This window comes from Xenorhabdus sp. IM139775 (assembly GCF_028598745.1).
Taxonomy (GTDB): Bacteria; Pseudomonadota; Gammaproteobacteria; order Enterobacterales; family Enterobacteriaceae; genus Xenorhabdus.
In genome coordinates this window covers 1-15,981 of the sequence record NZ_JAQRFK010000073.1, presented here as the reverse complement: position 1 = coordinate 15,981, position 15,981 = coordinate 1, and the positions used below count along the sequence as shown (strand labels likewise).

Here is a 15,981-nt window from a genome sequence, read left to right as displayed (position 1 = left end):
AAGCATGAGAGTTACCTCGTGTTTTGTATGAAGTTTGGACACCTTTATCAAAACCGGTAACTCTCAACCTTGCAAGGGCTAATTGTCAGATCAAGTAGAGACTAATACATATTATCGCGTGTGATCGGCGATATCCGCTGTTTTCCAATGGTTGCAACCATCTTGCTCCTGCTTACTGATGCCGTTTTTTATCGTTTGTTTTTCGACGAGAAATCGCCCAAACCGCAGCGATATTACGTGCTGTTACCTGCAAGTTCCCAGCGCCATTGGCAAGGGCATCTGGAAGGGTACACACCTCCGGTATGATGGAAAATACGGCATCCAGCCCATGTTGATGGACAACATGATAATCCCGGCTCATACTTCCGACTAAGGCGATCGTGGGAATAGCAAACTTTTTCGCAACACGGGCAACACCAATCGGGGTTTTACCGTGCAGGGTTTGGCTATCCAGACGACCTTCCCCTGTAATGACCAGATCCGCGCCCTGAATAGCCTCTTCCAGTTTCAAGGTTTCGATCACAATCTCAATACCTGACTGTAATTTCGCCCCCAGACATCCCAATAACGAAGCCCCCATTCCCCCCGCCGCGCCGGCACCAGCGGCATCAATGATGCTTTTCCCTGTCAGGGATTCCATTTTCATTCCATAATGACGCAATGCAGAATCCAGCAATTTAACCATCTCCGGGGTTGCCCCTTTTTGTGGACCAAATACGGCTGATGCCCCCAATTCACCACATAGCGGGTTATTCACATCACAAGCCACCGTCAGTTCAATCTGCCCAAGGCGTGGATCAAGGCGGGTTAAGTCGATACTTTCCAGCCGAGTCAATGCTGCGCCGCCAAATGGCAATATCCGGCCGTCACCATCCCATAAATGCGCCCCCAGTGCCTGCATCATCCCTGCGCCACCATCGTTGGTTGCACTGCCCCCAATGCCTAAAATGAGTTTGCGCGCACCATGTTCCAACGCAGCCAGAATCAGCTCTCCCGTTCCATAACTCGTCGTTAGCAACGGATCGCGCTGTTTCATCGGCACCAAATGCAAACCAGAAGCGGCGGCCATTTCAATCACGGCAGTGTTTCCATCGCCAAGCAAACCAAAAAATGCCTCAACAGGCTGCCCCAAGGGATCGGTGACACTACATGCGATACGTTTCCCCCCCGTGGCAGCAACCAGTGATTCGACTGTCCCTTCCCCACCATCCGCCATAGGCAATTTGAGATAGTTTGCGTGTGGATAAACTTCCTTAAATCCCCGCTCTATCGCCTGTGCGACTTGCAGGGCACTTAGGCTTTCCTTAAACGAATCAGGGGCAATCACAATTTTCATCATGGAGTTTCCTCGGTTTTCTGACACACATAAAAAAAGCGATAAATAAATTATCGCTTTTTAATCCGGCCAGAAGAGCTGTCGTCTGAGAAATTACGCTTCAATCGCCAGTCGCAATTTCTTCATTGCATTTTTTTCTAGCTGTCTAACGCGTTCGGCAGATACACCGTATTTGTCTGCCAGTTCTTGCAAGGTGGTTTTGTTATCATCATCCAACCAACGGGAACGAATGATGTCTTGGCTACGCTCATCCAGCCCCTCCATCGCGACAGAGAGTTTATCCGCTGCGTGGTTTTCCCAATTATCTTCTTCAATGCCATCCGCAAAGTCAGAAGCCTTGTCCTGCAAATACAGCACCGGAGCCACAGGGTGGTTGTCATGGTTGTCATCATCAGAGGACATATCAAATGCCATATCCTGCGCTGACATACGAGATTCCATCTCACGGACGTCTTTGCTGGTCACGCCCAATTCTTTGGCGACCATCTCAACTTCATCCTGATTGAACCACCCCAGACGTTGTTTCGCCTTGCGCAAATTAAAGAACAGCTTGCGCTGGGCTTTTGTTGTTGCGACTTTCACAATACGCCAATTACGTAATACGTATTCATGAATTTCTGCCTTAATCCAGTGAACAGCAAAGGACACCAGACGAACGCCCACTTCTGGATTAAATCGACGAACCGCTTTCATCAGGCCAATATTACCTTCCTGAATCAAATCCGCTTGCGGCAGACCATAACCGGCATAACTGCGGGCAACATGAACAACGAAGCGCAGGTGAGAAAGAATCAGCTTTTTCGCTGCATCCAGATCTCCCTGGTAATGCAGCCTTTTTGCCAGTTCCCTCTCTTCCTCTGCGGAAAGCATAGGGTAAGAATTGGAGGCACGAATGTATCCTTCCAAACTACCTTGTGGAACTAATGCCAAAGTTTGCATTTCTTTTGTCATTCAAATTCTCTCAAAATTAGATCCAAATTGATGGCCTTCAAGTTTGCCTGAGTTAACCCATAAGGTTTATTCAAGCCAAAGATACGCTTATTTTACCACCATAGCGATCAGATTCAAATCGTCTCAATGGTGTAAATATCAATACAAATCCATAACTGTGATTATGACAACGATTAAGCGCAAAAGTTCACTTGCGAGCCTTAAAACCGCCTTTATTCCGGCCTGAAACGACGCAAATGCTGAATTGTCGCAAACCATGCCGCAATCCAGCCAATCATACCCGAAACAAGGACTAATAAGAGTGATTCATCCCACCCCAAACCATGCAGCCTAAAACTGGTGCCAAAAACACTCGCGACTTCTGTGACCACATCGGAAAGTTTCCACACCAGCAGAGAGGAGAGGATCAGGGAAAATGTTGCGCCCAGCGCCCCCAGTAAGGCACCACCATTCAGGAAAGGACGCAGAATAAAACCATCCGTTGCCCCTATCAGCTTCATAACATTAATCGTCTCACGGCGGCTAAAGATACTCAGCCGGACGCTGTTACCAATGACCAAGAGCAGCGCAACCACCATCAGAATACCTATCACGGCCGCAATTCTGCCGACAAGGACGGTCAAGGCGGTCAGGCGGGCAAACCAGCTATCATCCATCCTGACGTCTTCAATGCCTTTAATCTGCGCAACCTGATCGCGCAATGTCGTGAGTGTCTGGGCGCTTTGGAAATTCAATTCAGGAGAGACAATGGCGACCGCCGGCAACGGGTTTTCCTCCAGCAAATCCAAGGCACTGGCAAAACCCGACCATGCCCGGAATTCGTTGACAGCGTCTTCACGGGAAAGATAATTCACCGATTTCACGCCATCCATGCCTTTCAACTGATCAATGACCTGTTTGACGCTATTGTCATTCAGTGACTTATCCAAATAGACCGTGAGTTGCGGGATCGGATACCACTGCATCACGGCTTGATCAACGTTTTTCCAAACGATATAAAACACACTCGGTAAGGTCAGGGAAATGGCTATCACCATAATAGTCAACAGCGTTGCCAACGGCTGGCGGAACATATCGGACAGCGTACTTTTCCACGCATAACGCCACTGCACACGCCATCCCCCTTTCAATGACTTGGACTTGGATTTGGGGGACGATTTTTTTTTCGCTGAATGACGGACATGCTTAATCATGATGTCCTCCTTGCATGCGCCCCTGATTCAGAGTCAAGATACGGTAATTTCTTCGTTCAATAAGGGCGGTATCATGAGTCGCCATCAGAACGGTCACACCCACCCGGTTAAATTCTTCAAACAGACGGATGATCCCCTCGGATAATGCCCCGTCCAAATTTCCCGTCGGTTCATCCGCCAGCAATACCGTTGGCTTATTCACCACCGCGCGGGCGATACCAACACGCTGTTGTTCTCCGCCAGAAAGTTGAATGGGGAAATTTTTCGCTTTGTCCAGCAAGCCGACCTTATCTAATGCCGCAGATACCCGTCGGCGAATATCCTCAGCACTGGCCCCTGAGATGATCAGCGGCATGGCGACGTTCTCGTATACCGTGCGATCAAAAAGCAGGTGATGGTCCTGAAAAATCATACCGATCTGACGGCGCAGAAAGGGGATTTCACGGGGTTTTAGTCGGCTGATGTCATGACCAGAAAACCCGATATGACCGGCACTGGGACGCTCGATGCCACAGATAAGTTTCAACAGTGTGCTTTTACCCGCCCCTGAATGACCGGTTAAAAATGCCATTTCTCCTGGAAGTAGGTGAAAATCCACCCCTTGCAGCGCCTGCCGCCCTCCCAGATAGGCTTTACTGACCTGTTCAAAGCGAATCATTGATAGTTAATCCTCTCTGGCAAAAAGAGCCTCAATAAAATCGTCTGCCTTAAATGGACGGAGATCTTCAATGCCTTCACCCACCCCAATGTAGCGGATTGGGATCTCAAATTGGTCGGCAATGGCGAAGATAACGCCCCCTTTCGCCGTCCCATCCAGTTTGGTCAGTGAAATACCCGTCAATCCCACCGCTTCATGGAATAGTTTAGCCTGACTTACTGCATTTTGACCTGTGCTGGCATCCAGTATCAGCATAATTTCATGAGGTGCCTCTTCGTCCAGTTTTTTCATCACTCGAACGATTTTTTTCAGTTCTTCCATCAAATGAGATTTGTTCTGCAAACGCCCTGCGGTATCGGCGAGCAGGACATCAACACCTTTGGCCTTGGCTGACTGGATAGCATCAAAAATCACTGAGGCGGGATCGGCACCGGTATGTTGGGCAATGACAGGGATTTTGTTGCGTTCGCCCCAAACCTGTAACTGTTCTACCGCCGCCGCCCGGAAGGTATCCCCGGCTGCCAGCATGACGGATTTCCCCTGCGACTGGTATTGACGCGCCAATTTACCAATGGTGGTCGTTTTACCCACACCATTCACGCCCACCATCAGAATGACATAAGGTGATTTATTTTCGATCGCCAGCGGCTTATCAACTTTCACCAGAATGTCTGACATCTCTTCTTTCAGTTTAGTGTAAAGTGCTTCCGCATCTTTCAACTCCTTGCGACTGGCGTGTTCTGTCAGGCTAGTGATGATCTTGCGGGTGGTTTCGACACCCACATCGGCAATCAACAGATGCTCTTCCAGTTCTTCAAACAGGTCATCATCAATCTTCTTACCGCGGAATAACCCCAGGAAACCGGAACCCAGATTTTGACGGGTTTTAACTAAGCTGCGTTTCAGGCGAGCAAAGAATCCTTCTTTGGTTGGCCGCTCTTGTTCCTTCGGTAAGGCGGCTTCTTCCGCTAAACGTTGTTGCTCGGCTTCCTCTGCTGCACGGCGAGCGGCTTCTTCCGCTAAACGCTGCTGCTCGGCTTCCTCTGCTGCACGGCGGGCGGCTTCTTCCGCTAAACGCTGCTGCTCCGCCTCTTCTGCGGCACGACGGGCGGCTTCTTCCGCTAAACGCTGCTGCTCGGCTTCCTCTGCTGCACGGCGGGCGGCTTCTTCCGCCGCGACGCTTTCTTGTTCCTCTTGCTGTTGCTTATCTTGACGACCAAGTCCAAACCAAGAGAAGAAACCCTTTTTTTTCTCTTTTGCCATCGGCCACTACACTCCTCGCGGTTAATATTAGGTATGGGTCGTTATATCCACTGAGATAGGTTCTAACGGTGATAAAATCCAGTCTAACATTTTCATCACACCACAACACATATCTATAAAGGATTTCGTGGTAAATTAATCAATGGATATCTTCGTTTTCACTCACTTTTTGTCTCCGCCAGAGATGATTTAATCGCATCGGATGACAAATACTTAAGTTATGTAAATTATGACTAAAAAACCACAGCGCGCGTCTTTGGGACAAATCCGCATTATTGGCGGAAAATGGCGCGGGAGAAAATTACCGGTGCCGGATAGTACCGGCCTGCGCCCAACCACCGATCGCGTCCGCGAGACACTTTTTAACTGGCTTATGCCAACGATTCAGGGCGCTCGTTGCCTAGATTGTTTTTCCGGCAGTGGCGCTCTCGGGTTTGAGGCTTTGTCACGTTATGCAAGTCACGCAACCTTCATTGAATACGAGCGCAATGTGGCGAAACAATTATCGGCTAACTTAGCCACGCTGAGCGCCGAAAATGCCCATGTGGTACAAGGTAATGCACTACAATACCTTAACAGCATCGGCACACCGTTTGATGTGATTTTCCTCGATCCGCCATTCCGTCAGGGAATGTTGGCTGAAACAATCAATTTATTGGAAACCCGTGGTTGGCTGGCAGAAGAAAGCTGGATTTATGTTGAGGCAGAAGCAGAATCTGCTGCGACAGAAGTTCCGACGAACTGGCAACTACACCGGGAAAAAATCGCCGGGCAAGTGGCTTACCGGTTATATATTCGTCACCCGCAGTCTGGTGTCCAAACAGCTTAAACACGATTTTGGAGTCGATGATGTTTATTCAATTAGGAAGAGGGATCATGCTCTTGGTTTGGGGGATCATGATCTTCAATTTGTTTCACCCATTCCCTAAGCCATTAAGATATTTTATGGATATTGCAATGGTATTTACGGTCATCATGCATGCTTTTCAGTTACTACTGCTGAAAAATTCCCAACCTAAAGATCAAAAACTGTCGAGTTTTCTCCAGACCAAGATCTTCTTTTTCGGGGTCTTTGAATTATTGGTCTGGCAAAAAAAACAACAAAAAGAGCAAAAGCGAGGGAAAAAATAACTTTCCATATCCCGTGATCCATTCTGGCGCATCAATGAGTCACTCAAGGCATGACTCATTGACGTGCAGGTTCCTTGGAAAATCTGTTTTTGATAATAAAAGTTTTTGATAATAAAACGGATGTTGAAAATTCATTCACTATTCCTATGATAATTTTCCAATCCTCAGCCAAGGATTGAGGAACATAACAACAAGAGAAAAGATATTGATGATGAGAACATATCTCAGATAGCACAAATCATCAAAAGAATCCCGCTTATCGGGTTTGACTCTGGAGTTCACTCCAACGTGTAGAGTTAACGTTAATAATCAATATTAACTCTTTAAGAGGTCGCCTATGTTCCCCACGTCCCAAAAACATAAGCAATCACAGGGCAATTCTTCATCTTTTCCAAAAGATGATCATCAGCATGTTGCCAATCATTCTTGTTGTTCCACCGGCGCAGCACATTCTCATGAACATGAGCATAAACATCCCCATGAACATTCTCATGAGCATTCTCATGAAAATAGCGGTGCACACTGTTCACACGATCATGCCCATGCCATACAAGATAACCCCCCTCCCGAATTAACGGCGCAGCAACGTTTTCATTGGACTATTCAGGGCATGGATTGCCCAAGCTGTGCAGGCAAGATCGAAAATGCGGTGAAAAAACTGCCAGATGCCAAGCAGGTCAAGGTGTTGTTTACCACGGAGAAACTGGTGGTCGATGCGGATATTGATATTCGTGCCGCCGTTGAGCAGGCCGTAAAACAGGCGGGCTTTGAAATCAAAGAGGCAAGTTCGGCCTCTAAACTGCCTCCGGCAGTCAATCACTGGAAGACTTTCGCCCCAATCCTGATTCTGGCCGCCCTGATGTTCGTCAGTTGGGGAATATCAGCAGCCCATGCGCCCGCAGGGCGGATCGCTTTCATCATCACAACGCTGATTGGGTTATATCCGGTCGCGACCAAGGCTATCAAACTGATTCGTTCTGGCACCCCTTTTGCCATTGAAACGTTGATGAGTGTTGCTGCCATTGGTGCTTTGTTCATTGATGCCACCGCAGAAGCCGCGATGGTCATTCTTCTGTTCAAATTAGGGGAGATACTGGAATCTTATGCCGCAGGACGCGCACGCCGTGGCGTCAGTGCATTGATGGCACTGGTTCCTGATCAAGCCTTGCTGATTAAAGAGGGGAAAAAGAAAACCATATCAGCGGCGGAGCTGCGTCCGGGCGATATCATTGAAATCGCCCCGGGTGCCCGCTTACCGACGGATGCCGAGCTACTCAGCCCATTTGCCAGTTTTGATGAAAGTGCCCTGACGGGTGAATCTGTTCCGGTTGAGCGGTTGCAGGGAGAAAAGGTCGCCGCGGGCTGCCTTTCTGTCGATAGTGCGGTGCAGATGAAGGTGATCTCTGAACCCGGCCATAATGCCATTGATCGCATTCTTCAACTGATTGAAGAAGCGGAAGAACGTCGGGCGCCAATTGAACGTTTTATCGACCGGTTCAGTCGTATCTATACGCCGTTGATTATCTTGTTCTCGGCGCTGGTGGTATTGATTCCACCGCTGTTGTTTGCCGGTTCATGGGAAACTTGGGTCTACCGTGGCCTGACTCTGCTCTTGATTGGTTGCCCTTGCGCACTGGTCATCTCGACGCCTGCCGCAATTACTTCCGCACTGGCCGCAGCGACCCGTCGTGGCTCCCTAATCAAAGGCGGGGCAGCCTTAGAGCAACTGGGTTCAGTAAGCACAATTGCACTGGATAAAACCGGCACCTTGACCGAAGGAAAACCTCAGGTCACTGACATTGAACCCGAGGAAAATATCAGCGCAGAAACCCTGCTGGCACTGGCCGGTGCGGTAGAAAGTGGCTCCCATCACCCATTGGCAAAAGCGATCCTGAATGCCGCAGAAAATCGAGGCGTGACTATTGTCGAAGCTGAACATCGCAAGGCTCTGGCTGGAAAAGGGGTTGAAGGGCAATTATCGGGGCAGAAAATTCTCGTCGCCGCCCCTGGCAGATTGCCGGAAAATACGTTGTCTGAGAAATGGCAACAACGAGTGACCGCACTGGAAAACAGTGGCAAAACAGCCGTTGCTGTTATTCGGGATAAACAACTGGTGGGGCTGATAGCGATGCAGGATACCTTGCGTCAGGATGCCATAGACGCTATCCGTATCCTGAAAAAACAAGGCATAGATGCTGTGATGCTGACCGGTGATAATCCCCGTGCCGCTGCCGCCATTGCGAACCGATTGGGCATTGATTATCGTGCCGGGCTGTTACCTGAAGATAAAGTGAAAGCGGTCACTGAGTTGAATCAAAAACACCGCACCATGATGGTCGGCGATGGCATCAACGATGCCCCGGCGATGAAAGCGGCCAGTATCGGCGTTGCCATGGGCAGCGGCACGGATGTTGCGTTGGAAACCGCCGACGCCGCCCTGACGCACAACCGATTGACCGGCTTACCTGAAATTATCGCGCTGTCCCGAACAACCCATTACAACATCCGCCAAAATATCACCATTGCATTGGGCTTAAAGGCGATATTTCTTATCACGAGCCTATTGGGTATCACCGGGCTATGGATGGCGGTTCTGGCCGATTCGGGCGCTACGGCATTGGTCACCGCAAACGCAGTCCGGCTGCTGAGGATCAAATCACAGAAGTAATAATAAACTGAAAAGGTGCATGCTAACACTACGCACCTTTTCAAAATAACAATGGATGACATAAGATTTGCTATTAAGGAAAAAAGGAAAATGGCACTCAGCGAGGTGATAAGTTGACCAAATGCCATACTTAAAGCCTAGCACGGTGCCTCTTTTTTGCCAGTTAATTATACAGTCTTTTCTCAATTAAACAGAATGTTCGTTTTTTTTCAGCAGGTATCGATAAGGTGTTTGTTCTGTCTCTTGGGCGATCAGTGCATGATCCATGAAGCGACAGAATCCCGGAATATCACGGGTGGTCGCCGGATCATCCGCAACAATCAACAACGTCTGACCCGCCGTCATATGGCGAACCGTTTTGCGCACCATCATGACAGGCTCCGGGCAACGCAGTCCCAATGTATCAAGTGTTTTGTCGGGGTTGGCAAAAACATCGGACATAACAATCTCTGTAGGTTCAAACAATTTATGGCAATGGATTATATTACAAAATATCGTCAACTGCCGTACTTTACTTTTAGTGTGCAATTCGTATGATCCGACTGCCTGATCCTTCAGGTAAACTGATTTTTTGGGTTCCCTCACCCCATCCACCAAAAAGGTACAATATGTTCCAATTGACTGCGCAACAACGCGCCACGGCATTGATCTGGCTTTCGCTGTTTCACATTTTGATCATTACTTCCAGTAACTATCTGGTGCAATTGCCTATCTCCATTTTGGGTTTTCATACCACTTGGGGAGCGTTCACCTTTCCCTTTATCTTTTTGGCGACTGACCTGACCGTGCGTATTTATGGTGCGCCATTGGCTCGCCGGATCATTATTTCCGTCATGCTGCCGGCATTACTGATCTCTTATCTGATTTCAGCGCTGTTTTTCCAAGGAACCTGGCAGGGGTTCGAAACATTGGGCACCTTTAATCTGTTTGTCGCCCGGATTGCAGCCGCCAGCTTTATGGCCTATGTGCTTGGCCAGATATTAGATGTCGGTGTCTTCAATCGCCTTCGCCAAAAAGGTCGCTGGTGGATAGCACCGGCTACCGCCATGTTTTTCGGTAATATGTTCGATACGCTGGCCTTTTTCTTTATCGCGTTTTACCGCAGCACTGACGCATTTATGGCGACACATTGGGTAGAAATTGCGTTAGTGGATTATGCTTTCAAACTGTTTATCTGCATGCTCTTCTTCCTGCCGGCTTATGGCATTTTGTTGAATTTGATCCTGAGATATTTTTTCGCCCAAGCCGTGGATAAGACGCTGATCAAAGTCAACTAACAAAACAGCACCCTGAATTAATCAGGGTGTCAAACGTTCCTGCGAATGTTTCCGCTAAAATCCCCCATTTCCTGCTTTTGCTCATCACTTCTTTGTCTATTTTGTCGTATGGTTTTGTCGTATAGTGTCGATGGGCAGGTAAACTCATACTAAGGGATATTTCTTATGCTGAAAGTGATCCAGTCTCCATCCAAATATATCCAAGGGCCAGGTGCGTTATCCCACATTGGTCGATACACCAAAATGCTTGCTGACCACGTCTTCGTCATTGCCGATGATTTCGTCATGAACCTGATTGGGGATACCGTCAGCAAGAGTCTGGAAGAACACGAAGTCACCAGCCATTTCGAGCTTTTCAATGGCGAATGTAGCCGCAGCGAGATCCAACGCTTGTCTGCCATTCTGCTGCAACATCAATGTCAGGCTATCATCGGGATCGGGGGAGGGAAAACGATTGATACTGCCAAGGCGATCGCACACGAATCCCAAATACCCGTGATTATTTCGCCTACCCTTGCTTCAACCGATGCACCAACCAGTGCCCTTTCTGTGCTTTACACGGAACTGGGTGAATTCGACAGCTATTTGTTCTATCCACAAAATCCCAATATCGTGCTGATGGATACCAGTATCATTGCCAAAGCACCCGTTCGTCTGCTTGTGGCAGGCATGGGGGATGCGCTAGCCACCTACTTTGAGGCGCGAGCCAATAGCGCCGCCCATAAACCCACGATGGCTGGCGGTGCGACGTCCACCACCGGGTTGGCCTTGGCAAAACTGTGTTATAAGACCTTGCTGGCGGAAGGTTATAAAGCAAAACTGGCGGTAGACGCCGGCGTCAGTACACCGGCAGTTGAAAATATTGTGGAGGCCAATACCTATCTGAGCGGCATTGGTTTTGAAAGTGCGGGCTTGGCGGCCGCCCACGCCATCCACAATGGCTTTACTGTGCTGGAAGAGTGCCATCACCTCTATCATGGCGAAAAAGTGGCGTTTGGTACCCTGACACAATTGATATTAGAAAACAGCCCAAGTGAAGAGTTGGAAACCGTGCTCGATTTCTGCGTACAAGTCGGCCTGCCCGTCACGCTGGAACAATTGGGCTTACGTGATAATGAAAAGCTGCATCAAAAAATCATGCAAGTCGCTATCGCAAGCTGCGCCGAAGGTGAAACCATCCACAATATGCCATTTGTGGTAACACCAGAGCAGGTTTACGCCGCGATTTTGGCCGCAGACCGGATGGGAAAAGATTGGTTGTATTAAGTGATTGAGAAAATAATTCGACTGCTTTTGGGCGGGAATTCCCGCCCTGACGGTTTTTTAAGCTATTCAGATATGATGAACAATATAACGCGTGCTACGCCCACCAGCTTCCGTTTTTTCCAAACAACCGAATGCTGCCAGATGATTTAGGTGTCGGGTCGCAGTGGCTCGACTCACTTTAGCCACTTTCTGATATTGGCTGCTATTAATTCCTTGTTGAAAATCACCATCCAACATTCTGTTCAATACCTTTACTTGTTCCTGACTCAGTTGGCTCTGATCAACACGACGCCAGAATCGCGTTTTTTTCACTGTACCCTCAATTTGCTTCAATTTAGCAACGAGGGTGCTATTGAGTGTTTGCAGAAACCACACCATCCAGTCAGTAATATCCAAGCCACCGCGCTGAGTTTGTTCCAGTATTTCGTAATACTGCTTACGGCATTCACAAATACTCACTGACATGGCATAAAACCGAATCGAGCGGCTTTCTCCTTGTGCCAATACTAAATCAGTCAGGAAACGGGTAATGCGCCCATTACCATCTTCCATCGGATGCAACGTGACAAACCATAAATGGACGATGGCTGCCCGCAAGATCGGATCAAGGTTGAAGACATCACGAGATTGATTGAACCAGGCAATAAATTTTGCCAGTTCGTCCTGTAATTTTTCGGCGGGGGGAGCTTCAAAATGAACAATCGGTTTATCTATTCTGCCGGAGATAACTTCCATTCCTCCATACCGCAATTGCCCTCCCTTGATTGGATTAAACACTGTATAACCCGTGGGAAACATCAATTCGTGCCATTTCAAAATGCGTTTAAGCGTCAGAGGTTCGTTATATCTTTCCACCACATCCAAGGCAATTTCGGCCATCCCCTCAGACTGTTCACTGGTTGGATAGGGCTTGACTTCACTGATCCCTAATCGATTTGCCAATGAAGAGCGTACTGATGCCGCATTTAACTTTTCACCTTCTATTTCACAGGAATAGAGAATGCTGGCAAGAAGGGTATCCAGCGTTGCTTGCTCTGTACTTTCAACGTCAGATTTTCCTAGCAGCAGCCCTTGATGAAAATGGATTTTCCGCAACATAGGCTTTAGTGCATGCTCATCCCATTGGAAGTCAGGCCAATGTTCTTGTTCCCAGATCCACATTGAATTTCACCTTATGATGCCAATCGTCGAACCATTCTACTCATTCTATGAGGCGAATAACATTGTTATTTGCCTCATCAGACACTATCAGTTAACCATGCAGCTCGTGATCACTATTTTGTTTTCAATTTATGGCATCATTCCCCTGTAGAAGAGTGCCCGCCGATTTGGACGAAATCGTCAGTAATACCGAATATATCCGTCCCCAGTAAACCACGCCAAATTTCATCAACGCGTTGATCCAATTCACCAAATGTTAACGTTTCATCTGGATCAGAAACAGCGATGTCATTTGGGATCATTCTTGCCAACTCAGCCAGCCGAGAAGGCACGTTGTTAAACCTCGGTTCTAGCTCTGCGGTCATATCACTGATATTACAACCAAATTCAGGTTTAACAGCAGAAGCGTTTTTTTGCCCGGAAGTAAATGCTGTGTGTAATATTGCCTTGTGTGTGTCAGTATTCATAATGATGTTCTCATTCCGAGCCTCATTGGTTTCATCACTTTTCATGATGAATAGAGGCATCAATGCGGGTAGTTGTTATCTTTCAATTGTTGTCTACATTCAGTATTTGCCAATACCGTATGTTGACGCGAATTGAATGAGAAAAATAAATTGCGAAAATCTATCGCGAATTTAATAAACCTATTAACTAATATTAATTTGTAATCTTTTATTAATTAAACAATCAACTTATATAAAGCTAATCACCATTTGGAAAACAGAGTGTATTACGCCGATACAGCCTGTCACCAAGCCTAATCAACATATTGATATTATTATGTTTTACAACCAAAATGGCCATTCACCCCTGCTTAGGCATTGCGATCATAAACATGAATAACCATTTGTAGTAATATCCGTTATTTTGAATTTTAATTTCAAACATTTTATTTGTAACCGCGTTATAAAAAACGCAAAACAGGTAAATAAAAATAATTTACATGGAAAAATGAGAATATTATTTAAATAACACCATAAGGTAAATAGTATAATTTGTTAAATACAGCGGACAGAAAAATACTACCGTTTATTTATTAGATAACTTTTATAATAGGAACGTTTGTGTGGGTTCTGTTTATCTTATTTTTTTCATGGTTATTTAATCAGGAAAATTTGTATCAGGAAAATCCCCCTAACAATGATGAGCTTTTATTTGGTCGATAATATCAACAAACCTTAAACTCGCGGAAATAAAAAATAACCCAAAAAGCGGTCTACTGTGACAGTAATCACACTAACATAAATAAATTGCATTCAAAAAAAGTGCTAAATCACTCAAAATTATCGACTTTGCGAAATTATATCTATATGTTAGCGATACCTCACAGTCATATAAGGTCGTTTTCAGCTAATATTAGCTTCGATATAGAAAATAAATAGTCAAAATTTTCGTTTAACACCATCACTGCTTAATGGTGGTGATTCGCTCATACAAAAGTCACGTGGAGACAAGAAATATGTTAAGTATTTTCAAGCCGGCGCCTCATAAGGCTCGGTTGCCTGCGCAGGAAATAGATCCACTCTATCGTCGCTTGCGCTGGCAAATTTTTATAGGGATTTTCTTTGGATATGCTGCTTACTATCTGGTCAGAAAAAACTTTGCGCTAGCCATCCCTTCCTTGATTGAACAAGGTTTTTCCAAAGGGGATCTTGGCTTTGCATTATCAGGGATTTCAATTGCCTACGGATTCTCAAAATTTATTATGGGTTCCGTTTCCGACCGTTCTAATCCACGTGTCTTCTTGCCCGCAGGGTTGATCCTGGCGGCATTAGTGATGTTGTTTATGGGCTTTGTCCCTTGGGCCACTTCCAGCATCGCTATCATGTTTGTTCTGCTGTTCCTCTGTGGCTGGTTCCAAGGTATGGGTTGGCCTCCTTGCGGACGTACCATGGTTCACTGGTGGTCACAGAAAGAGCGCGGTGGTATTGTTTCCGTCTGGAACTGTGCGCATAACGTTGGCGGCGGCATTCCACCATTACTGTTTATGTTGGGTATGGCTTGGTTCAATGACTGGAAAGCCGCGTTTTATATGCCAGCATTTGCAGCTATTCTGGTGGCAATCATTGTTTTCGCTTTAATGCGCGATACCCCGCAATCCTGTGGCTTACCGTCAATTGAAGAGTATAAGAACGACTATCCGCTGGATTATACGGAAAAAGACGAAAAGGAACTGACTGCAAAAGAAATTTTCATGCAGTACATTTTGCCGAATAAATTACTGTGGATGATCGCCGTTGCCAACGTATTCGTCTACTTGCTGCGCTACGGTATTCTTGACTGGTCACCGACTTATTTGAAGGAAGTGAAAGACTTTACCATGGATAAATCTTCCTGGGCATATTTCTTGTACGAATATGCGGGAATTCCGGGCACGCTGCTGTGTGGCTGGATGTCTGACAAAGTCTTCAGAGGTAACCGTGGTGCCACAGGGGTATTCTTCATGATCCTGGTGACCATTGCCACTATCGTATTCTGGCTGAACCCAGAGGGTAACCCTAATATCGATATGCTCTGCATGCTGGTTATCGGCTTCCTGATTTACGGCCCGGTCATGCTGATTGGCCTGCATGCGCTGGAATTGGCACCGAAAAAAGCAGCCGGAACGGCGGCAGGCTTTACCGGGCTGTTTGGCTATCTGGGGGGTTCTGTTGCGGCCAGTATCATCGTCGGTTATACCGTTGATTATTTCGGTTGGAACGGTGGCTTTATGGTTATGATCGGCGGTAGCGCACTGTCCGTTGTTCTGCTGTTGATTGTTATGTTAAATGAAAACAAACACAAACAAGAAATAGCGCGTCAGGGTCAGTGATATCACTGAGAGACGCTGATTAATAACCTTATCGATCGCAGTACAATTATCGCAGTACATGATCGCAGTACAATACAATTAAAATTGTACTGCGGTTTCATTAGTTATATTGAACATTCAATTTCCTTATAGACATATTATTCATATAAAATGTAATCAATATAATTTAATTCGTCCCTTAGTGTTTTGTTGGTATATTCAAGAATTAGCGATTTGAATATAAAAAACCATTCTATTTCATGCTTCTGTTAATTTAATAACA

The 15,981-nt window shown here is 46.7% G+C and carries 14 protein-coding genes; 6 read left to right on the top strand and 8 right to left on the bottom strand.

Going from position 1 to position 15,981, the window contains the following annotated elements:
• Positions 1–172: 172 nt before the first annotated feature.
• From PSI17_RS13845 to ftsY, 5 genes are all read right to left on the bottom strand, one after another.
• Positions 173–1,336 (bottom strand): glycerate kinase, encoded by a 1,164-nt coding sequence (locus PSI17_RS13845; RefSeq protein WP_273552530.1) that lies wholly within the window; start codon positions 1,334–1,336, stop codon positions 173–175.
• Positions 1,337–1,429: 93 nt separating this feature from the next.
• Entirely contained in the window at positions 1,430–2,287 is an 858-nt protein-coding gene (gene rpoH, locus PSI17_RS13840) for an RNA polymerase sigma factor RpoH (protein WP_273552529.1), read from the bottom strand.
• Between the two features lie 212 nt (positions 2,288–2,499).
• Entirely contained in the window at positions 2,500–3,480 is a 981-nt protein-coding gene (ftsX, locus tag PSI17_RS13835; RefSeq protein ID WP_273552528.1) for a permease-like cell division protein FtsX, read from the bottom strand.
• Positions 3,473–4,138, bottom strand: a complete 666-nt coding sequence (gene ftsE, locus PSI17_RS13830) for a cell division ATP-binding protein FtsE (RefSeq protein WP_273552527.1) — start codon at positions 4,136–4,138, stop codon at positions 3,473–3,475. The genes ftsX and ftsE overlap by 8 nt, the downstream gene beginning before the upstream one ends.
• 6 nt (positions 4,139–4,144) lie before the next feature.
• Positions 4,145–5,401, bottom strand: coding sequence for a signal recognition particle-docking protein FtsY (ftsY, locus tag PSI17_RS13825; RefSeq protein ID WP_273552526.1), 1,257 nt, complete (start codon positions 5,399–5,401; stop codon positions 4,145–4,147).
• A 229-nt stretch (positions 5,402–5,630) separates the two neighbouring features.
• Here ftsY and rsmD point away from each other — a divergent pair, with 229 nt between their 5' ends.
• The 3 genes from rsmD to PSI17_RS13810 all read left to right on the top strand — a co-directional run bounded on the left by rsmD (position 5,631) and on the right by PSI17_RS13810 (position 9,200).
• Positions 5,631–6,230 (top strand): 16S rRNA (guanine(966)-N(2))-methyltransferase, encoded by a 600-nt coding sequence (gene rsmD / locus PSI17_RS13820; RefSeq protein WP_273552525.1) that lies wholly within the window; start codon positions 5,631–5,633, stop codon positions 6,228–6,230.
• Between the two features lie 20 nt (positions 6,231–6,250).
• A complete protein-coding gene (locus tag PSI17_RS13815; RefSeq protein WP_273552524.1) occupies positions 6,251–6,532 on the top strand; it encodes a DUF1145 family protein in 282 nt (93 codons plus the stop codon).
• Positions 6,533–6,869: 337 nt separating this feature from the next.
• Entirely contained in the window at positions 6,870–9,200 is a 2,331-nt protein-coding gene (locus tag PSI17_RS13810; protein WP_273552523.1) for a zinc/cadmium/mercury/lead-transporting ATPase, read from the top strand.
• A gap of 186 nt (positions 9,201–9,386) precedes the next feature.
• Here the strand turns inward: PSI17_RS13810 and tusA are convergent, their stop codons facing one another.
• On the bottom strand, positions 9,387–9,641 hold the full coding sequence (gene tusA / locus PSI17_RS13805) for a sulfurtransferase TusA (RefSeq protein ID WP_273552522.1): 255 nt from the start codon (positions 9,639–9,641) through the stop codon (positions 9,387–9,389).
• Between the two features lie 167 nt (positions 9,642–9,808).
• Between tusA and PSI17_RS13800 the strand changes: the two genes are divergently transcribed.
• Positions 9,809–10,477 (top strand): 7-cyano-7-deazaguanine/7-aminomethyl-7-deazaguanine transporter, encoded by a 669-nt coding sequence (locus PSI17_RS13800; protein ID WP_273552521.1) that lies wholly within the window; start codon positions 9,809–9,811, stop codon positions 10,475–10,477.
• 165 nt (positions 10,478–10,642) lie between these two features.
• Positions 10,643–11,743, top strand: coding sequence for a glycerol dehydrogenase (locus tag PSI17_RS13795; RefSeq protein ID WP_273552520.1), 1,101 nt, complete (start codon positions 10,643–10,645; stop codon positions 11,741–11,743).
• A 66-nt stretch (positions 11,744–11,809) separates the two neighbouring features.
• Here the strand turns inward: PSI17_RS13795 and PSI17_RS13790 are convergent, their stop codons facing one another.
• Positions 11,810–12,904, bottom strand: a complete 1,095-nt coding sequence (locus PSI17_RS13790; protein WP_273552519.1) for a Fic family protein — start codon at positions 12,902–12,904, stop codon at positions 11,810–11,812.
• Positions 12,905–13,041: 137 nt separating this feature from the next.
• Positions 13,042–13,371 (bottom strand): hypothetical protein, encoded by a 330-nt coding sequence (locus tag PSI17_RS13785; RefSeq protein ID WP_273552518.1) that lies wholly within the window; start codon positions 13,369–13,371, stop codon positions 13,042–13,044.
• A 995-nt stretch (positions 13,372–14,366) separates the two neighbouring features.
• Here PSI17_RS13785 and glpT point away from each other — a divergent pair.
• Positions 14,367–15,719: a glycerol-3-phosphate transporter gene (gene glpT / locus PSI17_RS13780; protein WP_273552517.1), complete on the top strand. Its 1,353-nt coding sequence runs from the start codon at positions 14,367–14,369 to the stop codon at positions 15,717–15,719.
• The last annotated feature ends 262 nt before the right edge of the window (positions 15,720–15,981 follow it).